Source organism: Gordonia sp. SCSIO 19800 (assembly GCF_018132775.1).
Taxonomy (GTDB): Bacteria; Actinomycetota; Actinomycetes; order Mycobacteriales; family Mycobacteriaceae; genus Gordonia; species Gordonia hongkongensis.
Genome location: NZ_JAGRQM010000001.1, coordinates 260,634 through 280,595 on the forward strand (window position 1 = coordinate 260,634; position 19,962 = coordinate 280,595).

The 19,962-nt window shown below is 70.7% G+C and carries 21 protein-coding genes; 2 read left to right on the forward strand and 19 right to left on the reverse strand.

Features of this window, described 5'->3' with window-relative positions; all coding sequences use genetic code 11:
• Positions 1–74 precede the first annotated feature (74 nt).
• The 3 genes from KB201_RS01165 to KB201_RS01175 all read right to left on the reverse strand — a co-directional run bounded on the left by KB201_RS01165 (position 75) and on the right by KB201_RS01175 (position 2,854).
• Positions 75–1,148, reverse strand: coding sequence for an anti-sigma-D factor RsdA (locus KB201_RS01165; RefSeq protein ID WP_058250694.1), 1,074 nt, complete (start codon positions 1,146–1,148; stop codon positions 75–77).
• Positions 1,132–1,719, reverse strand: a complete 588-nt coding sequence (locus KB201_RS01170) for a sigma-70 family RNA polymerase sigma factor (RefSeq protein WP_010841867.1) — start codon at positions 1,717–1,719, stop codon at positions 1,132–1,134. The genes KB201_RS01165 and KB201_RS01170 overlap by 17 nt, the downstream gene beginning before the upstream one ends.
• Positions 1,720–1,894: 175 nt before the next feature.
• Positions 1,895–2,854, reverse strand: coding sequence for a hypothetical protein (locus KB201_RS01175; protein ID WP_058250695.1), 960 nt, complete (start codon positions 2,852–2,854; stop codon positions 1,895–1,897).
• Between the two features lie 416 nt (positions 2,855–3,270).
• Here KB201_RS01175 and KB201_RS01180 point away from each other — a divergent pair, with 416 nt between their 5' ends.
• A complete protein-coding gene (locus tag KB201_RS01180; RefSeq protein ID WP_010841865.1) occupies positions 3,271–3,567 on the forward strand; it encodes a WhiB family transcriptional regulator in 297 nt (98 codons plus the stop codon).
• Positions 3,568–3,666: 99 nt separating this feature from the next.
• Here the strand turns inward: KB201_RS01180 and groL are convergent, their stop codons facing one another.
• The 8 genes from groL to alr all read right to left on the reverse strand — a co-directional run bounded on the left by groL (position 3,667) and on the right by alr (position 10,933).
• Positions 3,667–5,283 (reverse strand): chaperonin GroEL, encoded by a 1,617-nt coding sequence (groL, locus tag KB201_RS01185; RefSeq protein ID WP_058250696.1) that lies wholly within the window; start codon positions 5,281–5,283, stop codon positions 3,667–3,669.
• 132 nt (positions 5,284–5,415) lie between these two features.
• Complete coding sequence (groES, locus tag KB201_RS01190; protein ID WP_004019185.1) at positions 5,416–5,715, reverse strand: co-chaperone GroES; 300 nt, start codon at positions 5,713–5,715, stop codon at positions 5,416–5,418.
• A gap of 195 nt (positions 5,716–5,910) precedes the next feature.
• A complete protein-coding gene (gene tsaD / locus KB201_RS01195; protein WP_058250697.1) occupies positions 5,911–6,957 on the reverse strand; it encodes a tRNA (adenosine(37)-N6)-threonylcarbamoyltransferase complex transferase subunit TsaD in 1,047 nt (348 codons plus the stop codon).
• Positions 6,954–7,463 (reverse strand): ribosomal protein S18-alanine N-acetyltransferase, encoded by a 510-nt coding sequence (gene rimI / locus KB201_RS01200; RefSeq protein WP_058250698.1) that lies wholly within the window; start codon positions 7,461–7,463, stop codon positions 6,954–6,956. Before rimI ends, tsaD begins: the two co-directional genes overlap by 4 nt.
• Complete coding sequence (tsaB, locus tag KB201_RS01205) at positions 7,460–8,164, reverse strand: tRNA (adenosine(37)-N6)-threonylcarbamoyltransferase complex dimerization subunit type 1 TsaB (protein WP_058250884.1); 705 nt, start codon at positions 8,162–8,164, stop codon at positions 7,460–7,462. The genes rimI and tsaB overlap by 4 nt, the downstream gene beginning before the upstream one ends.
• A complete protein-coding gene (tsaE, locus tag KB201_RS01210; protein WP_058250699.1) occupies positions 8,161–8,637 on the reverse strand; it encodes a tRNA (adenosine(37)-N6)-threonylcarbamoyltransferase complex ATPase subunit type 1 TsaE in 477 nt (158 codons plus the stop codon). Before tsaE ends, tsaB begins: the two co-directional genes overlap by 4 nt.
• Complete coding sequence (locus tag KB201_RS01215; protein ID WP_058250700.1) at positions 8,634–9,770, reverse strand: alpha/beta fold hydrolase; 1,137 nt, start codon at positions 9,768–9,770, stop codon at positions 8,634–8,636. Before KB201_RS01215 ends, tsaE begins: the two co-directional genes overlap by 4 nt.
• Positions 9,767–10,933 carry an alanine racemase gene (gene alr / locus KB201_RS01220; protein WP_058250701.1) on the reverse strand — a complete coding sequence of 389 codons (1,167 nt, stop codon included), beginning with the start codon at positions 10,931–10,933 and terminating at the stop codon, positions 9,767–9,769. The genes KB201_RS01215 and alr overlap by 4 nt, the downstream gene beginning before the upstream one ends.
• 126 nt (positions 10,934–11,059) lie before the next feature.
• On the opposite strand from alr, the gene KB201_RS01225 reads away from it, so the two are divergent.
• Entirely contained in the window at positions 11,060–11,599 is a 540-nt protein-coding gene (locus KB201_RS01225; RefSeq protein ID WP_231742303.1) for a hypothetical protein, read from the forward strand.
• Here KB201_RS01225 and KB201_RS01230 read toward each other — a convergent pair.
• The 8 genes from KB201_RS01230 to glmM form a co-directional block, all read right to left on the reverse strand.
• Positions 11,547–13,016 carry an NAD(P)H-hydrate dehydratase gene (locus KB201_RS01230; RefSeq protein WP_211538176.1) on the reverse strand — a complete coding sequence of 490 codons (1,470 nt, stop codon included), beginning with the start codon at positions 13,014–13,016 and terminating at the stop codon, positions 11,547–11,549. The genes KB201_RS01225 and KB201_RS01230 overlap by 53 nt on opposite strands.
• 9 nt (positions 13,017–13,025) lie before the next feature.
• Positions 13,026–14,888: a glutamine--fructose-6-phosphate transaminase (isomerizing) gene (gene glmS / locus KB201_RS01235; protein ID WP_058250703.1), complete on the reverse strand. Its 1,863-nt coding sequence runs from the start codon at positions 14,886–14,888 to the stop codon at positions 13,026–13,028.
• 100 nt (positions 14,889–14,988) lie between these two features.
• Positions 14,989–15,978, reverse strand: a complete 990-nt coding sequence (locus tag KB201_RS01240; RefSeq protein ID WP_058250704.1) for an alpha/beta hydrolase — start codon at positions 15,976–15,978, stop codon at positions 14,989–14,991.
• A gap of 10 nt (positions 15,979–15,988) precedes the next feature.
• Positions 15,989–16,249, reverse strand: a complete 261-nt coding sequence (locus tag KB201_RS01245; protein WP_058250705.1) for a hypothetical protein — start codon at positions 16,247–16,249, stop codon at positions 15,989–15,991.
• Complete coding sequence (locus KB201_RS01250; RefSeq protein WP_058250706.1) at positions 16,246–17,373, reverse strand: hypothetical protein; 1,128 nt, start codon at positions 17,371–17,373, stop codon at positions 16,246–16,248. The genes KB201_RS01245 and KB201_RS01250 overlap by 4 nt, the downstream gene beginning before the upstream one ends.
• Positions 17,370–17,750: a hypothetical protein gene (locus tag KB201_RS01255; RefSeq protein ID WP_058250707.1), complete on the reverse strand. Its 381-nt coding sequence runs from the start codon at positions 17,748–17,750 to the stop codon at positions 17,370–17,372. The genes KB201_RS01250 and KB201_RS01255 overlap by 4 nt, the downstream gene beginning before the upstream one ends.
• A 164-nt stretch (positions 17,751–17,914) precedes the next feature.
• A complete protein-coding gene (locus tag KB201_RS01260) occupies positions 17,915–18,619 on the reverse strand; it encodes an HAD family hydrolase (protein WP_058250708.1) in 705 nt (234 codons plus the stop codon).
• Positions 18,616–19,962, reverse strand: coding sequence for a phosphoglucosamine mutase (glmM, locus tag KB201_RS01265; protein WP_058250709.1), 1,347 nt, complete (start codon positions 19,960–19,962; stop codon positions 18,616–18,618). Before glmM ends, KB201_RS01260 begins: the two co-directional genes overlap by 4 nt.

Genomic DNA, 19,962 nt, shown 5'->3' on the forward strand with positions numbered 1-19,962 from the left:
GCACCGATCGATCCGGTGCGGGGCCTCGCTCATGATCTCCAACGACCGTTGGGGCCGGCGATGGTGCGGTCGCGTCAGCCGATCGGCCGACCGGCGTCCACGCCGGGCGGCGGCGTCCACGGGATCTCGGGGAACTCGGCCGGGAAACGGGTGACCTTCGTGCTCGACGACGGCGTCGACGGTTCTGCCGGCTCGCTCGAGGGCGGGACCGACGACGGCTCCTGCGGTTCGCTCGTCTGCTCGGACGGCGTGGTCGGTTCATCCGTCCCGCCGCCCGGAGGCGTCGACGCGTCGGGTGAGGGCTGGTCCTCGGAGTTCCGGAGATCGGGCCGGGTCGGGTCGATCGTCCCGGGCTGTTCCGCACCGGTCGACGGTGCGGGATCGGTGGTCTCGGTCGGCAGACCCGCACCCGCGCGGATGCGGTTCATCCAGTCCGTCATCTCGTCACGCATCTCGTTGTCCATCGGACCCATGCGCTCCTGCGCCTCGGCCAGCAGGCTGGCCGCCGCACCCGGATCACCGGCGGCGATCGCGGCCTCGGCACGCTCGAGGTTGTTCCGGACGTCGTGGGCCGCCTGCGTCTGCGACGCGGCCTCGGCGAACACGACCTGTTTGATGCCCCACAGCGGGTCGCCGGGTTGCGAGCCCTCGGAGAGCACGGTCAGGCCGGCAGCCGCAACGATGACGATCGCGGCGGCACCCGACACGACGCGCAGGTGACGGACCATGCGGCGGCCGCGACTCGCGCGCTCGCTGGTCCCGATTGCCCGCTCGACGTCGTCGACGGACAGCAGCTCGGGCTCGGGGGTGGACACGATCTCCGACCGCCAGCCCGACAGCATCTCGGCCAGCTGATACTCGGCCGCGTCGCGGGTCGGCACCGGCACATCGCGGGTCAGCGCGTCGAGGAAGTTCTCGTCGAAGTTCAGTTCGGAGAGATCGAGCGCGTCATCGGAAGCGGAGAGATCGAACGCGTCGAGTCCGGACTCCGCGTCCGAGGAGAACGGGTCAACCGGGCGGGGTCCGGGCCCGGCGGGCGCCGGGCCGCTCGAACCGGGCGCGCGACGGTGCGCCGGCGGCTGACCGGGTCGATTCGGCTGGTCACCACCGGCGACACGGCGTCTACGCCAATCAGACTGTCCGCTCATCGTGACCTCCTGTCCGTCTCAACTCGTCTTTCAATTTCGCCAGCGCTCGATGCTGGGCGACTCGTACTGCTCCCGCGGTGCTGCCGATCGCCTGCGCGGTCTCCTCCGCCGACATCCCGACGATCAACCGCAGGACCAGTACCTCGCGTTGTTTCTCGGGGAGGATGCCCAGCAGGGCTCTCATCCGCCTGCTGCCGTCGGCATCGATCGCGAACTGCTCGGGGCCACCGGTGACGTGTGAGACCTCGGGGATCTCCTCGACCGGGTCCGACTTCACCCGTGCCGCCACCCGCATGGCGTCGGCGACCTTGTGCGAGGCGATGCCGTAGACGAAGGCCATGAACGGTTTGCCCTGGTCACGGTACCGTGGCAACGCGGTCATCACCGCCATCAATGCCTCCTGCGCGATGTCGTCGGCGGAGAACAGATGCCGTTCCCCTACCCCGATGCGTCCTCGGCAGTAGCGCAGGATCGGTTCCTGCACGCTTTCGAGAACTGACGTGAGAGCTGCCCGATCGCCTTGGCCCGCGGCCCGAACGGCGTCGTTCAACTCACCACCTGTCAACTTCATCGCGCGTAGGAATCCCCGTGTTACAAGTCGGCCAACCGGTCTAATTGCCGGTCCTGGTCCGGGCCCCGGCACGGTGACGCCGCCGGTGGCGATCGTCGTGGCACGCGGCTGGAGAGCGCGTTCCGGCGACGTCTCCGGCGGCGACGACGTGGCAGACCCCAACACACCTTAGCGATCAACCGTCCGGCATCAGCGCCATGCCCTTGCCGATCAGCGTGGCGCGGAGCCGGCGGTGGTGAACGGCCTCGTCGCCGGACGCGGCTCCGGTGCCCAGCAGCAGGCTCATCGCCGCCCACTCCAGGGGCAGGAGGGCCTCGTCGCGAGCGTCGGCGACGACGTCCCGCGCCGCGTTCGCGGTGCCACCCCGATCCCCCGCGCCCGCGGCGGCAGCCGCGGCGATCAACGCGGTCTTCACTCGATGGCGGGCCGGGACCGGAGTCGCCGCGTCGTGCATCTCCCGCACCAGCAGTGCCCCCGCTCGGGCGTGTTCGAGCCCGGACGCCACGTCACCGCGGTACAGACCGAGTTCGGCGCTCACCCATTCCCAGCGCAGGCGGCAGCGCGTGGCCGTCATCCAGTCCGCGTCCGCCGGCCGCCAGGACCACTGTTCGGGGTTCGCCCCGACCGGCCGCTCGTCCGTGGGATCGAGGACCGTTCGCGCCCGGTCGAGCAGCCGACGGGACGCATCGAACCGCAGCAGACCCAGATTGTCGGCCGCGAGCCCGACGAGTCCGTCCGCGACCGCCGCTCGGATGAGCGAGACCTCGCGTGGCCCGGGGCCCGGTGCACCCGGCTCGGCCCGGGCGCCGGAGATTCCGACGGTGAGGAGGGCTCGACCGTCGACCCCATGCGAGATGTGGTGTCGCCCGGCCTGGCGGATCAGCGAGGCCCGCGTGCTCTGACACAGAGACAGCACGGCGAGGTGGGGGTCGGTGGGCGCGAATCCCCGCGCTCGCACACCGGCGACCCGTTCGAGGGACGCGAGCTCGGTGAGCGCGCGGGCGTAGTTCCCGTCCCCGCCGGCGGAGACCGCCGCGGCCCACGCATGCAGCAGCGGGACCACCGAAGGTCGCATCGAGGGGTGTCGACGCAGCTCAACGGCTTTGTCGAGCGTCGAGGAGGTGTTCTTGGTCACTCGATCTTTTTCGGTTTGCATGAATTTAACGAACGATTCCCAACGTTAATTCTCTGGACAGATCACGGGTGCATCATCGGAAGATTTCCGCCGTGTAAATCGGTTCGATCGACGTCACCACACCCCTACGTCCGACGCACTGGACAGACACCTGGACCCGGCAGTCATCATTGCAGGTCACACCGGGTCGGTCACCCCGGATCAGGGGGCACCGCAACGACGCATCCGCGCTGTGCTATCCAACCGCGATCACCTAACCCGCCGTTAACATTTCTGAGACTTTCGCAGCAATCCGGTCCCATTTCAGGGCTATTGACGCAATTTCTCAGGCCCGCTTAATGTGAGTTCAGCGTTGCAGGAAATCGACGTTTCCCACCGAAGCACCCCGGTGCGGCCCACGACAAGGAGTAGCTGTCATGCCTCAGCCCAATCATCTCCCCGGCCCCAACGCTGACATCTGGGACTGGCAGATGTCAGGACTCTGCCGCGGCGTCGACTCGTCGATGTTCTTCCATCCGGACGGCGAACGCGGCCGCGCCCGAGCGCAGCGTGAGCGACGCGCCAAAGAGATGTGCCACCAGTGCCCGGTCATCGCGCAATGCCGGGAGCACGCACTCGCGGTGGCGGAGCCGTACGGCATCTGGGGCGGACTGTCCGAATCCGAGCGCAGCATCTTGATGAAGCGGGGCGTCGGCCGCCGGATGGCCAGCTGAGGCCAGGGGCGTCGAACCCGACCAGACCACGACCGCGAGAGCCGGGCATCCCTGCGAGGATGCCCGGCTCTCGTGTTCGTCGAACTGCGCGGAGTTACGTCAGTGCGCGTGCCCGTGTCCCGCGTGACCGGCCGGTTCGTCGGCCGGCTGATCGGTGATCGCCGTCTCGGTCGTCAGCACCATGCGGGCCACCGACGCGGCGTTGACGACCGCCGACCGGGTGACCTTCACCGGGTCGATGATGCCTTCGGCGACCAGGTCGCCGTAGGACAGGCTCGCGGCGTTGAACCCCGAGCCCTCGGCCCCACCGGCGACCTTGTCGACCACGACCGCACCGTCGAGTCCAGCGTTCGCGGCGATCCAGTAGAGCGGCGCCCGCGCGGAGTCGCGGACGACCCGCACACCCAGGGCCTCGTCACCGGTCAGGGACTCGGCGAGGGCGTCGAGCTTCTTCGACGCCTGCACGATGGCCGAGCCACCACCGGGGATGATCCCCTCCTCGACGGCGGCCTTGGCCGCCGCGACGGCGTCCTCGACGCGGTGCTTGCGCTCCTTGAGCGCGGTCTCGGTGGCCGCACCCACGCGGATCACCGCGACACCACCGGAGAGCTTCGCCAGACGCTCGGCGAGCTTCTCCTTGTCCCAGTCGGAGTCGGACTGCTCGATCTCCCGTCGCAGCTGCGCCGAACGGTCCGCGATCGCGTCCTTGGTGCCGGCACCCTCGACGAGGGTGGTGGCGTCCTTGGTGACGACGACGCGACGGACCGAGCCGAGCACGTCGAGACCGACCGTCGGCAGGCTCAGGCCGATGTCGGAGGAGACGACGGTTCCGCCGGTGACGATCGCGAGGTCTTCGAGGAAGGCCTTGCGGCGGTCGCCGAAGAACGGCGCCTTGACGGCGACGGCGCGGATCGTCTTGCGGATCGAGTTCACGACGAGGGTCGACAGCGGCTCGCCCTCGACATCCTCGGCGATGATCAGCAGCGACTTGCCTGCTTCGACGACCTTCTCCAGCAGCGGCAGGAAGTCCGGCAGGGAGCTGATCTTGTCGCGGTAGAGCAGGACCAGCGCGTCCTCGAGAACCGCTTCCTGGCTGTCGAGATCGGTGACGAAGTAGGGCGAGAGGAAGCCCTTGTCGAACTGGACGCCCTCGGTGATCTCGAGGTCGGTGCTCAGCCCCGAGCTCTCCTCGACGGTCACGACACCATCGGCGCCGACCGCGGTCATCGCCTTGCCGACCATCTCGCCGATCTCCTCGTCGCGGGAGGACACGGTGGCGATCTGGGCGATGGCCTGTTCACCGGCGACGGGGGTCGCAGCGGCGAGCAGGGCCTCGCTCAGCGCATCGGCAGCCTTGCTGATGCCCTGCCCGAGAGCGATCGGGTTGGACCCGGCGGCGACGTTGCGCAGGCCGGCCTTGACCATCGCCTGTGCCAGCACGGTCGCGGTGGTGGTGCCGTCGCCCGCCACGTCGTTGGTCTTGGTGGCGACGGACTTCACCAATTGCGCGCCGAGGTTCTCGAACGGATCGTCGAGCTCGATGTCGCGCGCGATGGTGACGCCGTCGTTGGTGACACTCGGTCCGCCGAACGCCTTGGCGAGGACCACGTGCCGTCCGCGCGGGCCGAGGGTGACCTTCACGGTGTCGGCGAGCTGGTCGATGCCTCGCTCGAGCGCCCGGCGCGCGGTTTCGTTGAATTCAATCTGCTTGGCCATGAATCACTTTCTGCAACGGGAGCCTGTCGGCGTAACGCACATCGCCCCGGTACCCCTGCACGGGGCGCCGGGGCGATGTGAGACGCGATGAAGGCTCGCGGGGTCTAACTCGGCCGGAGTTCGGTGCCGGTCCTACTTGCCGATGACGGCGAGGACGTCGCGCGCCGAGAGGATCAGGTACTCCTCGCCGGCGTACTTGATCTCGGTGCCGCCGTACTTGCTGTAGATGACGGTGTCACCTTCCTTGACGTCCACGGGGACGCGGTTGCCCTGCTCGGTGACCCGACCCTCGCCGACAGCGATGACGGTGCCTTCCTGCGGCTTCTCTTTGGCGGAGTCCGGGATGACCAGGCCCGACGCGGTGGTCGTCTCGGCCTCGACGGCCTGCACCAGGATCTTGTCCTCAAGCGGCTTGATGTTCACGCTCGCCACGATGTGAGTCCTCAACTTTCGTACTGAGAAAGAATCTGCACGTTCACGGCCCTGCAAAACCCCGTCGTCGCGGGTGTCCGAGGCTTCGGTCAGCGCCATCTAGCACTCTATACATGCGAGTGCCAGCACTCAAGGGTGGAGGCTGCAAAAACCCGGCCGTGTTCGCTCCCCGCGAAGACGGCCGGGCTCCGTCCGCTACAGCTGACTGACACGCACCGACATCGCCGGGTCCGACGCCACGGTCAGCGGCGAGGGCGCCGCGCCCCCGCCGATCACATGAGCGCCGAGCGTCGCGATCATGACGCCGTTGTCGGTGCACAGGCGCGGCTTCGGAACCCGCAGGTCGATCCCGGCCGCCGCGCAGCGTTCCTCCGCCAGCGATCGGATGCGCGAATTGGCGGTGGCACCGCCGCCGAGGACCAGGGTGTCCACCCCGAGGTCACCGCAGGCCCGGACTGCCTTCATCGTCAGCACGTCCGCCACCGCCTCCTGGAACGAGGCCGCGACGTCCGCCACCGGTGCCTCCACACCGTCGCGCACGCATTTCTCGACATACCGTGCGACCGCGGTCTTGAGTCCGCTGAAGGAGAAGTCGTGCCGCGAGTCGCGGGGACCGGTCATACCGCGTGGGAAGGCGATCGCACCCGGGTCACCCTCACGGGCGACGCGGTCCAGCGCCGGCCCCCCGGGAAAACCGAGATCGAGCAGGCGGGCGACCTTGTCGAAGGCCTCCCCGGCCGCGTCGTCGACCGTGGTGCCCAGTTCGACGATGGGCTCGGCGAGATCGGTGACGTGCAGCAGGTGCGTATGTCCACCGGAGACCAGCAGTGCGACGCACTCCGGCATCGGTCCGTGCTCGAGGGTGTCCACCGCGACGTGCCCGCCGAGATGGTTCATCGCGTACAGCGGCACGTCCCAGGCGAGTGCGTAGGCCTTCGCCGCGGCCACCCCGACGAGCAACGCGCCGGCGAGTCCCGGCCCGATGGTGACCGCGATGGCGTCGGGGCGGTCGATCCCGGCCGCCTCCCGCGCCCGACGCATCGTGGGGACGATCGCCTCCAGGTGCGCTCGGGAGGCGATCTCGGGGACCACGCCGCCGAACCGGGCGTGTTCGTCCACGCTCGACGCGACCTCGTCGGCCAGCATCGTCGCGAATCCGGGTGTGTCGCCGTCGCCCGGCGTCCACCGGACGATGCCGACACCCGTTTCGTCGCAGGAGCTTTCGATGCCGAGAACGATCACGCCGGGCCCTCCTCCGGTTCGAGCGGCCGGCCCGACACCGGGAGCCGCAACATCGTGTAGGCATCCGCGCCGGACGGCTGATAGTAGTTGCGGCGAATACCCGCGGTGCTGAACCCGTGATGTGAGTACAGCCCGATCGCCACCTCGTTGTCGGTGCGTACCTCCAGGAACACCGCGGCGTCGTTCTCGTCCGCGACGGCGAGCATGGCCTCGAGCAGCGCCCGGCCCACTCCCCGTCCCCGATGGTCCGGATCGACGGCGATGGTGTGGATCTCGCACTCCCAGGCGTCGGGTTGCCCGAGCGTGGAGATCCCGGCGTAACCGATGACGTCGGCGCCGAGGCGCTCCCGAGCCGCGAAATAGGTGTTGTACGGGGCGTTGAGTTCGGCGCGGAAAGCCGCGGCGGGCCAGGGTGAGTCGTCGGCGAACATCCGCCGTTCCAGCGCGGCGCAGCGCGGGATGTCACCGAAGGTGAGCGCGTCGATGACCAGCTCCGGTGTGGTCATCGCGCCGCACCCGCCCGACGGGCCTTCTGCTCGACCGCGTCGGGGCGTCGTAGATACAGCGGCACAAGGGGTTCGGGTTCGGCGCCCGCGACGATGTCGGCGGCAGCCGCCATGACCACCCCGCGTACGGTCGGCACGCCGGTCGCGGGTGGATCACCGGTCCAGCCGGCGAGTTCGAGGTGGGCCGCAGAACCCGCCACCGCACCGATCCGCCCCCCGGCGACATCGGGGGCGAGCTCCTCGGCGACCACCGCGGGCGCGGTCACCTCGGGGCCGCGCACACGGCGGCCACCCTCGTAGAGCGCCCAGTAGACCTCGCGCCGGCGCGCGTCGGTCACCACCAGAGCCCGCGATCCTGCGTCGTCCGGACCGGCGTCGACGGCAAGCGCATCGAGGGAGCACACGCCATACGCCGGTATCCCCAGCCCGTCGGCGAAGGCGGCGCCGGTCGCCATCCCCACCCGGAGTCCGGTGAACGGCCCGGGCCCGCAGCCGACGACCACCGCGGTCAGTTCGGTTCGGGCCGTGCCGGATTCGGCAAGACACTCGGCGACCAGGGTGGTGAGCAGTTCCGCGTGCCGTCGGTGGTCGGCGACCACCCGTTCGGCCAGCACGCGCACCTCACCGTCGCGCAGTTCGGCCACTCCGGCCACCACCGAATCGGTGGCGGTGTCGACCGCCAGCACCAGACCCTGACTCATTCCGCGCTCACCCACTCCCACTCGGCGTGTCGCACATCGGTTTCGGTGTCCCGTCGCAGCCGCACGACCAGATGCCGGTCGGCGAGCCGCTCGGCCACACCTTCGCCCCACTCGACGACGACGACCGCCTCGTCCAGGTCGGAGTCCAGGTCCAGGGCATCGAGTTCGTCGAGCATCCCGGACCCGCTTCCCGTACCGCCGAGCCGATAGGCGTCGACGTGGACCATCCCCGGGCGGTCGGGCCGGCCCGGCCGGTGCTCGCGGGCGATGATGAACGTCGGCGAGGTCACCCGTCCCTCGACGCCGAGACCGGCACCGATCCCGCGGGCCAGCGCCGTCTTTCCCGCGCCCAACGGACCGTCGAGGATGACCACGTCACCTGCGGACAGGGTCGACGCCAGCTCGGCGCCGAAGGCCTCGGTGTCATCGACCTCGGGGAGGTCGCGCGTACCGCGGGGACCCACGCCGCTCATCGGCGGCCTCGCTTCCACCAGCGCCGACGGGGGGCCGGCAGAGCGATCCGCGCGCGATCCACCAGTTCGGCGATCGCGTCGCTGACGAGCCGGGGCTCCTCCATCTGGACCATGTGGCCGGAGCCCTTGGCGACGACCAGGCGGGAATCGGCGCCCAGTTGGGAGTACATCCGGACCGAGTTGCGTAATGGTGTGAGCCGGTCCCGGTCTCCGCACACGACCGTGGTCGGCACCTGGGCGACCACCGGCAGGGCGGTCGACTCGTCGTGGATCTCCAAGGCGTGCAGAAAGTTCACGATGGTCTCGATCGGCGTGCTCTGGATCATCGTGTCCACCGCGGCGCCGAGGGCCGGACTGTAGAACGTCGGCCCGAAACTCGCCGCGACCAGCACCGGTTCGAGGGCGGCGCGGGTCAGGCCGCGGCCCGCCTGGACCAGGCGCGGCGCGCGGCGCACACTCATCCGGAAGGCATCCACCACCGGATTGCGCAGTCCCTCACCGAGTCCGGCGTCGGTGACACCGCGCGACGCCGTCGCCACCAGCGCCACCCCGGCGACCGGACCGTGCGACGAGAACAATGCCGGGTGCCGGCGCGCGAGCCCCATCAGCGTCATCCCGCCCATCGAATGACCCACGAGCACAACGGGTCCCATGGGTACGGTGGCACGGATCACCGCTGCCGCGTCGTCGGCCAGCTGCGCGATCGTGCAGGTCTCGGTCGGGGCCGGGTCGCTCTCCCCGTGCCCCCGGTGATCGAAGAACACCAGCCGGTAGTTGCGATCGTGCCACTCGGCGGCGAGTTGCTCGCGCTGGAAATGCCAGCTCGACAGCCGGAGGCTGAAGCCGTGCACGAACACGATCGTGAGGTCGGGCACGGAGCCTTCCGACACCGTCCCGAGGTCGACGATCCGCACCGCGAGATCCAGGCCGTCATCGGCGGTGACCGTGGTCCCCCGCTCGCGGTAGAGCGCGGTGAGATCGACATCGGCGTGCGGGTCCGGCCGGCCCACCACGCTCTTGCGGGCGATGTTGCGCGCTGCCCCGACGGCTGCCATGCCGCCCAGGGCGGCGATCCCCGCCACCCCGGCCAGCAGTCCGACCCGGTCGGATTCCACCACTGCTGCCTCGCTCACTGTCCGGTCTCCGTTGTCTCGGCGGCGAGCCCGACCTGCCTCTCGCCGAGGTAACGACGGACCACGCGCGTCCCGACCTGGGAGACGATCTCGTAGTCAATGGTGCCGATCGCGTCCGCCCAGTCCTTCGCGGTGGGGCCGCCCGAGGCGCCGGTGCCGAACAGTTCGGCCTGGTCGCCCTCGCGGACACCCGCGCCGTCGGGTCCGAGGTCGACGACCAGCTGATCCATGCAGATCCGGCCCACCCCGTCGAACATCCGCTCGCCGATCCGGACCCGGATCCGGCCCGACAGCAGGCGCGGCACGCCGTCGGCGTACCCCGCGGCGACCACGGCCACCACCGTGTCGCGCGGCGCGATCCACGTCTCGCTGTAGGACACACCCTGCCCCGCGGCGACCTTCTTCACGAGCGCGATGGTCGCGGTCAGGGTCATCGCCGGGATCAGCCCGAAGTCGCCGCGTGCCGGTACCGGGGTCCGGCCGTAGACGGCGACCCCCGGCCGTACCAGGTCGCGGGCGAGATCCGGACGGGTCAGCGCGGCAGGCGAATTGGCGATGTGGACCACCTGCGGTGCAGCGCCGAGGCGGGCCAGGTCGGCGACCGCGGCGTCGAGTCGCTGCGCCTGCGCGTCGTTCAGCGGGTGCTCGGGTTCGTCGCCGCGCGCGAGGTGGCACATCGCCGCACGCAGGGTCACCGAGCCGTCGACGTGCGCCTTCGCCACCCGCTCGGCGAAATCCGCCCACTCGTCCACCGCAACGCCGCTGCGATTGAGGCCGGTGTCCACCTTCGCGGTGACGACCGCGGACCGGCCGGTGCGGTGTGCCGCCGCGATCACCGCGTCGAGCTGGGAGATCGACGAGAGTGCGATGTCGATGCCGTCGACGATCGCTCCGGCGAAGTCGGCTCCCGGCGTGTGCAGCCACGCGGTGATCGGGGCGTCGATGCCGGCGGCGCGAAGCGCGGCGGCCTCGGTGAGGTGCGCGACCCCGAGTTCGGCGGCGCCGGCGGCGAGCACGGCGCGGGCCACCGGCAGGGCGCCATGGCCGTAGGCGTCGGCCTTCACGACCGCCATCACGTCAGCGCCCGAAGCGGCGCGCAGCACGCCGACGTTGTGGGCGATCGCGCCGAGATCCACGGTCGCGGTCAGAGCAGGGGAAGTCATCGTCGACCATTGTCCCAGATCGCCGGGTGCGGCTCGTCCCGGCTGCCTCCGGCGTGAGGTGCGCGTCGTTCTGCGGAGATGGTCTGAGTAGTCACACCGATGCGCGGCGTCGGGGAGGACGGTTGAGTGGACCCCGACGCTGATCCCGAACCGCCGCATCCACCGGAAGTCACCATGTACACGAACTCGAATCCGCAGGACCCCGCCGTTCTCGCCCCGGTCCGCCTGCGCCCAGCCCACGACCTCGCCGGCTTCGTGCCCGCCGGCTTCGTGCCCGCCGGCTTCGTGCCCGTCGACCCGATCGTCCCGCCCGCGCGCCCGGGTCGGCCGGGCCTGCGCGCATCGCTCACGTCGTGGGCCGCCAACACGATCGGGTGGGTGGCGTTCGCCACGGCCGCGGTGCTCTTCCTGCTCGCCCTCGGGCACGCCATGGCGGGCGAACCCGCCGACGGGTACGGGGTCGCGGCTCTCGTCGCCTTCGGCGTCGGAGTACTCGCGACGATCGCCGCCTGCGCAGGTCTCGTCGTGTCATTCGTCCAGCGGGTCAGGCACGGCGCCTTTCGGCGCCCGGGCGTCATCGCCGACGCGATCGTGCTGTCGTCGGTCACCGCGTTCAGCGTGCTGACGGCGCTGTACCCGCTCGCGTTCGTGCTGGCGGCGTGGTGAACTCACGGATCGCCGGCCGCAGCGCCCCCAGCAGCGTCGACGCCCCGATCGGCGCGCCGCCACTCGCGAGCTGCGCCGCCCGGGCGTGGACGCGCGCCGCCGACGCACCGGCGACCAGCGGCGACCTCCCGGCGGCGAGCAGGGCCCCGGCGATCCCCGACAGGACGTCGCCGGCCCCGGCGGTCGCCGCCCACGACGACCCGGCGTCGGTGCCCAGGACGTGACCCGTCGGGTCGGCGACCAGCGTGATACGTCCCTTCAGCAGCACCGTGACGCCCCACCGTGCAGCGAGACCGGAGACGGCGGTCAGACGGTCGGCGCCCAGTTCGGTACCGGTCAAGCGGGCGAATTCGCCGGCGTGCGGGGTCAGCAGCGTCGGTGCCGTCCGCCCGTCGACGAGCCCGGGGTCGCGGGCGATCAGGGTGAGCGCGTCGGCGTCGGCCAGGACCGGCAGATCGGTGTCCAGGACAGTGCGCAGGGTCGTCGCGGCCGCATCGTCGGTACCCATGCCGGGGCCGAGGACCCACGCCTGCACGCGTCCGGCACCGGCGAGGTCGGGCGTGGCGACGACCTCCGGCCACTGCGCCACCACCTCGGCGTGGGCGGAGCCGACGAACCGGGTCATTCCGGAGGTCGCAGTCACCGCCGCGCCGGTGGCGAGGACGGCCGCACCGGGGTACCGATGCGACCCGGCGATCACCCCGACCACCCCCTGCGTGTACTTGTCGTCCCCGGGACCCGGTGTCGGCCAATCGATCTCGTCGTCGGTCAAGGTGGCGAGCGCCGAATCGGCGGGGTCGCCGAGGCCGGCGTCATCGAGGCCGATGTCGACGAGGACGACCCGCCCGCACTGTGGGGCGGCGAGCAGGTGCGCGCGGCGACGGAAGCCGAAGGTGACGGTGATGTCGGCACGGACCGCCGGATCGTGGACCTCACCGGTGTCGGCGTCGACACCCGACGGCAGATCCACCGCGACGACCGCGGTGTCCGGATCGACACCCGCGAAGACCTCGGCGGCGTTCGCCCGCAGCGGCCCCCGGCCACCGAGTCCGACCACGCCGTCGACGATCACCTCGAGGCCGTCGGGTAGCCGCTCGCCGATCCGTCCGCCGGCGGCGCGGAATGCCCGCAGCCCGGCGGCGTGGGCGCGGTCCGGGGCGAGCAGGACCGCGTCGACCCGCACGCCGCGGCGGCACAGCTCGGCACCGGCGAACAGCGCGTCGCCGCCGTTGTCCCCCGCACCGACGACCAGCCCGACCGGCCGTCCATAACATCCGCCGGTCCGGCTCAGCTCTGCCGCGATCACCCGGGCGACGCCGTGCGACGCCCGGCGCATCAGGACGCCGTCGGTGAGCAGGTTCCCCGTCGCCCGCTCGGCGGCGCGGACCTCATCGGCCGTCAGGTACCGGATCGGCATGCGGAACCGCTATTCGACGGTCACCGACTTGGCCAGGTTCCGCGGTTTGTCGACGTCGTAGCCACGGGCCTGCGCGACGCTCGCCGCGAACACCTGCAGCGGCACGGTCGAGACCAGCGGTTGCAGGAGCGTCGGCGTCTTCGGGATGGGGATGAACTCGTCGGCGACGGCACGGGCGGCCGCGTCGTCGGGCTCGGCGATGACGATCGTGCGGGCTCCGCGGGCCTGGATCTCGCGGATGTTGCTGACCATCTTCGAGTGCAGCACGGCGCGGCCGTCCGGCGAGGGCATGACCGTGATCACCGGGAGCCCGTCCTCGATCAGCGCGATCGGCCCGTGCTTGAGCTCGCCGGCCGCGAACCCCTCGGCGTGCATGTACGCGAGTTCCTTGAGTTTGAGAGCGCCCTCGAGCGCCACCGGATACCCGACATGCCGGCCGATGAACAGCACCGTGTTGTGGTGCGCCAGCGAACGCGCCAGCTCCCGGACCGGTTCCATCGTGTCCAACACCTGCGCGACCGAGTCGGTCATCGCCTCGATGGCCGCGAACTCGCGGGCGACCTCGTCGGCGTACTTCGTGCCGCGTGCCTGCGCAAGCGCGAGCCCCACGAGATAGGCGGCGACGATCTGCGCGAGGAAGCACTTCGTCGACGCGACGCCGATCTCGGGGCCCGCGTGGGTGTAGAGAACCGCGTCGGATTCCCGGGGGATCTGTGCCCCGTTGGTGTTGCAGATCGCGAGGACGCGTGCCTTCTGGTCCTTCGCGTGCCGGACCGCCTCGAGCGTGTCGGCGGTCTCACCGGACTGCGAGATGGCCACCACCAGGGTCGACCGGTCGAGAACCGGGTCGCGGTAGCGGAACTCACTGGCGAGTTCGATCTCGACCGGGAGGCGCGTCCAGTGCTCGATCGCGTACTTGGCGAGCAGCCCGGCGTGGTAGGCGGTGCCGCAGGCCACCACGAACACCTTGTCGACGTCGCGCAGATCGTCGTCGGTCAGGCGTTGCTCGTCGAGCACGATGCGACCGTTCTGCAGGTGCCCGAGGAGGGTGTCGGCGATCGCGCGCGGCTGCTCGGCGATCTCCTTGAGCATGAAGAAGTCGTAGCCGCCCTTCTCCGCGGCCGCGAGATCCCAGTCGATGTGGAACGGCTTGCCGTCCCGGGCGTTCTCGTCGAAGTCGGTGACCGTGTACGAGTCGGCGGTGATCACCACGACCTCGTCCTGGCCGAGCTCGACCGCGTCCCGGGTGTGTTCGATGAAGGCCGTGACATCCGACGCGAGGAACATCTCGCCCTGCCCGACACCCACCACGAGCGGGGTCGACCGCCGCGCGGCGACGATGGTGTCCGCGTGGTCGGCATGGGTGAACACGAGCGTGAACGCACCTTCGAGGCGACGCAGCGCCGCATACGCGCTAGCCACGAAGTCGCCGGCGGTCGGCCCGAACGCGTAGTACTTCGACACGAGGTGCACGGCGGTCTCGGTGTCGGTCTCGGACACGAACTCGATGCCGTCGTCCTCGAGTTCGGCGCGTAGCTCGGCGTAGTTCTCGATGATGCCGTTGTGGACGACGGCGAGCTTGCCGTCGTCACTGGCGTGCGGATGCGCGTTCCGATCGGTCGGCTTGCCGTGCGTGGCCCACCGCGTGTGTCCGATCCCGGTCGTGCCCGACAGCGACTCGCGCCCGACCGTGGCGATCTGCTTCTCGAGGTTCTCCAGCCGGAGTGCCTTCTTCTGGATCGCGGTGCTTCCCTCGCCGTCGAGGATTGCGACGCCCGCCGAGTCGTACCCGCGGTATTCCATCCGCCGCAACGCGTCGACGACGATGTCCAGGGCATCGCGCCGCCCCACGTATCCCACGATTCCACACATAGCTAGTCAGGGTACCTGCGGACGCGCGAGCGGCAGCGCGGCGCGTCGGGTGCCGAGCGGGGGTCACAGCAGGCCGCCGTCGGGTGCCGCGGCACGGACGTCACTCGATGGTGTCGGGCACCACCGCGTTCGGGGCCCGGGACGGCACCGGACTCGCCGCGCGGCGGCGTTTGCGTTCTTTCGCGCCGAGCAACTTGGCGATCTTGTCCTGGATCTCCGGCGGATCGTCGAGGTCCACCGCGGGCACCTTGCCGAGCTCGGTGTCGGAGTCGGCGAAGGCCTCGTACCGGCTGTCGTCGTCGAGGGTGTGCAGCAGGAATCCCGTGGTCAGGGCGCGTGCGGCGGTGTGCGTCTTCTTGTCGGCGCCGTTGCCGCCGAGGAGTGATTTGATCGATCGGTGCTCGATCAGCCCGCGGGAGGTCGCGGCCGGCGGGGTACGCAGCACCACACCGGGACGGGGATCGGCGGCCGACTCCGACCCGTACGCCTGTGCCAGCGGCAGGGCGTTGCCGTCGATGGTGTCGAGTTCGCCGATCGCCGACACGATGAGTCCCGGAGCACTCACCCGGCGGGCCGCGGGCAGGAGTTGCGCAGTCGTCGGCGCCGGGAACAGAGCGACCACCCCCCGCGCCGGCGGTTGCGGCTGACCGTGCAGCACGCCCTCCGACGCGGCCAATACCGCTGCGGCGGCACCGAAGCCGTGGCCGGCGAACCCGATCTTGCGCGGGTCGACGGTGATCTCGCCGAAGCCGAGTGGGACCCGGGTCACGATCGACAGCGCTGAACGGAGCTGGGCGGCCATCGTGTCGTCGGACGCGAGCAGGCCTCGCTGACCCGCCGGGACGGCGACGACGATGCCCCAGGACGCGAGGTGGTGGCACAGGTCGCGGTAGCGCTCGACCGACGTCATCCACCCGTGCCCGAACGCGATGGCGGGGAGTCGTTCGCCCTCGGCGGGAGTGAACACGACACCCGGGGTCCCGACGATCCCGAGGTCGCCGCGCAACACGCGATGGGGGCCGCGTCGGGCGAGCACCTTCATCAGCTTCGCGGGCGACTGCGTCGGCTTCTGCTGCTTCTTGCCTGGCACAGCAGACAGCCTATGTGTTGCGCGGCGGCAGATGGGGACTGGCGTCGGCCACGTCGGCCGGCAACATGATGCCCGGGGTGGCGTCCGCGGCGTCGGCGGCGTTCTCGAGCTCGTCCCGGAGCTGCTGCGTCTCCGACCGCACCGCGTTGCGGCGATGCTCGTCCATGGCGAGTTCGAGGTCCCGCTGTCGAGCGGAGAACACGTGTGACGCCTCCGCGACGCCGGCGGTCGCGGTGCGGGCGAGGGCCTCGATCTGGTCGGCGAGGTTCACTGGTCACCCGCCAACGCCAGATCACCCGACGATCGGTCCGGCGATGCCTCCGGTTCCGGCCCCGACCGATTCTGTTTCGACCGATTCGGTTCCGCGGCTTCGGTTTCGGCGACCGCCCCGGTTGCCGCCTCGACGGTGGCCGAGGCCGTCGGCCCTGACGCGACGGGCGCGTCGTGTCCCTCGGCGCCGCCCAGCCGGAACGGGACGTCGACGCCGTCGTCGCGGGGTGCGCGCGCCGACTCGTCGGGCTCCGACGACCGTACGGACGCCGGGGGCTCGGACGCGGCCGCACCTGACACCGACACCGGGGGCTCTGATCGTGCCGCGGCGGTCGCCGCCCCGGTTTCCGCCGGCCGGGCATCGGTGGTCGATTCGGCCATCCAGGTCTGGGGTCCCGATGCGGGCGCGGCGACGGTCTGAGCCGGTGCCGCCGCCGACGGTGATCCCGGCGACACGACCGGGACGGCGTCCGGGGGCCCGGCGTCGACCGGATAGGACTCGTCGTCGATGCCGTCGACGGACCGGTTCAGGAGGTCGAGGATTCCGGCGATCCCGCGGGTCGTCGTCTCCTGCGAGGTGCTGAACAGGGCCAGCCGGGACGAGATGTCCTCGACCGCCACCCCGATCGGCACGCGACCGGTGAGCACCGCCTGCGGCAGTTCCGCCGGCGGCACCCCGGCCGCGGTCGGTGCCGACAACCGGGCGACGGTCAGATAGAAGGTGCGCAGCAGGCGGTCGATGCCCGACGCCGCGGCCGAGGTGGCGTCGGTGAGGGTGCGCAGAATGTGCAGGTCCGATTCGGCGCGACGCTGATGGTCGATGACCGTCGTGAGGGCGACAGTCGCGGACTCGCTGTTCCAGCCGTCGTCGAGGCGGACCTGCTGTTCGGGGAGATGGTGGAGTTGTTCGGACACGGCCCGGTGCGCCGACACCAGGGCGCGACTGTCCGCGGACAAGGCCGCGATGTCGAATCCGTCGACCACGCGGAGTCCGTTGCGGAGGGTGGCATCGTCGGGGGCGGCGACCCCCATCAGACGACCGGCCGACACGAGTTCGATCAACGCCTCGACGCCACCCCGGGCGTCGGACCTGAGCACCGACAACGAGTCCACGCCTCGTCTCACCGGCCGTCCACCCCCGAAGGCGGCAGCGCTCGCGAGATCTCGTCCGCCACGCGCCGATCCCCGTCCGCCATGGTCAGCGCACTGTTGCGGAGAGTGTCCGCGAGCGCCGCAGCGGCCGTGGCCTGCACCCGTAACCGGCGCGACAGGGTCGCGCTCATCTCGGCGTACGCCGCGGCCGACGGCCCGAAGGCGACCGGGTTCCCGTCTCCTGCGATCGACTCCCGAGCCCAGGTCCCGAAGTCGTGTGCGGCCAGATCGTCGGCGACCGCCGACAACACCAGCGAGGACCTGCGGTAGTACGCCGACACCGCGGACACCTGGGCGGTGTCCATCGAGATCGGGCGCGACCCGACACCGTCCGCACCGTCGCCGTTCATGTCACCCCTCCCCGACGCGCGTCCGCCAGTTCACCGCGATCTTCCGAGCGGCCTTGCATTCTTGGACGCACGGCAGCGGCCGCCGGTTCCCGGGACTTCTCCGGACACGCAGGGAATTGTCGCGTACGGAGGGGCGAGGCGCCAGTGCGCCATCAGGCGAGCGGTCAGTCGGGCAGTTCGATGCCGTGCGAGGTCACGGCGTCGAGCAGAGCGGTGGGCCGGTCGGCGGCCGGGACGTCGTGGACCAGCGCGAACGCGCAGCCGAGGGCGCGCGCCCCGCCGTCGGCGGTCTCGCTGTCCCCGACCATCAGCACCTCGTCGGCCGGCACACCCAGCGGATCAAGCGCGGCGTGGAAGATCCGGGGGTCGGGTTTGATCGCCCCGACCTCGTAGGACAGCGCGAACGCCGAGACAAGGTCCTCGACGCCGTGCAGGGCCAGCACCTTGCGCAGGTCGAAGGCGATGTTGCTGACGATGCCGACCGGAACCCCTACCGCACCGAGCTTCTGCAGCACCGCGACGGTGTCGGCGAACGGAACCCAGGAGGCCGGGTCGAGCACCCGGTTGTAGAGAGCGTTCGCGTGGTCGACATTGCTCATCCCGACCGTGCGCAGCAACGCCAGGTAACCGGTCCGATGCAGCGCCGGGTCGAGATCGCGACGTTCCCAGGCGTCCTGGTCGGCACCGACGACGCCGTCGGGCAGACCGACGGGTGCGACCATGCGCCGGATGATGTCCGCCTGACGGTCGCGGTCGAACTCGGCACCGGTGTCGTCGCGCAGGTCGGCGAACCACTCGTCGCGCGCCTCGAAGCGGAACAGGGTGCCGGAGAAGTCGAACAGGACCGCGCGCGGAACCGAACCGGTCATGCCCCGGCCCCCTGGACGACGTCGGCCAGACGGCCGGCCACCGCCAGCGCCTGATCGGCGGTCGCGGCTTCGACCATCACGCGGACGAGCTGCTCGGTTCCCGACGGACGCAGCAGGACGCGACCGGTCTCCCCCAGCTCGGCTTCGGCGGCCACGACCGCTTCTTTCACCGATTGCGATTGCGCCACTGCGTGTTTGTCGCCCACGCGCACGTTGATGAGCTCCTGCGGCAGCACCGTCACGATGCCGGCCAGGTCGGCGAGCCGCGTCGACGTGGCGGCCATCCGCGCCATCAGCATCAGCCCGGTCAGGATGCCGTCACCCGTCGTGCCCGAACCCGGGACGACGATGTGACCGGACTGTTCCCCGCCGATCGAATAACCGCCCCGCCGCAGTTCCTCGAGGACGTACCGGTCCCCGACTCCGGTGGTGTGCACGGTGATCCCGGCCTCGCGCATGGCGATGTGCAGTCCGAGATTGCTCATGACGGTCGCGACGAGCACATCGTCGTGGAGCTTGCCCTGGTCTTTCAGGGACGTCGCCAGCACGGCCATGATGGCATCGCCGTCGACGATCTGACCCGTGGAATCGACTGCGAGACAACGGTCTGCGTCACCGTCGTGAGCGAGTCCGAGGTCGGCTCCGTGCTCGAGCACGGCCGCCTGCAACTTGTCCATGTGGGTGGACCCGCAGTCGGCGTTGATGTTGAGGCCGTCCGGCTCGGCGTGGATCGCGATCACCGTCGCCCCGGCGTCGGCGTAGGCCTGCGGAGCGAGCTCCGACGCCGCGCCGTGCGCGCAGTCGACGACCACGGTCAATCCGTCGAGGCGGGTGTCGACGGCCTGTGCGAGGTGGCGCCGGTAGCGGTCGCCGGCGTCCGGCGCAGCGACGATCCGGCCCACCGCAGCCCCGATCGGGCGGATGAACTCGCCGTCCATGGTCGCTTCGATGCGGTCCTCGACAGCGTCGTCGAGCTTGTGCCCGCCGCCGGAGAAGAACTTGATCCCGTTGTCGGGCATGGGGTTGTGCGACGCGGAGATCATCACGCCGAAGTCGGCGTGGTAGTCCGCGGTCAGGAATGCGACCGCCGGGGTCGGCACGGTGCCGACACAGATGGCGTCGACTCCGGTGGCGGCGAGCCCCGCACACACCGCGGCTTCCAGCATCTCGCCGGATGCCCGCGGATCACGACCGACGACCGCGCGCGAACGCCGGTGCGACTCGGTCGCCGAACTCTCTGCAAAAACGACCGCGGCGGCCGAGGCCAGGCGCAACGCGAGCTCGGGGGTGAGCTCGTCGTTGGCCAGGCCTCGGACGCCGTCGGTTCCGAAAAGGCGTGCCAA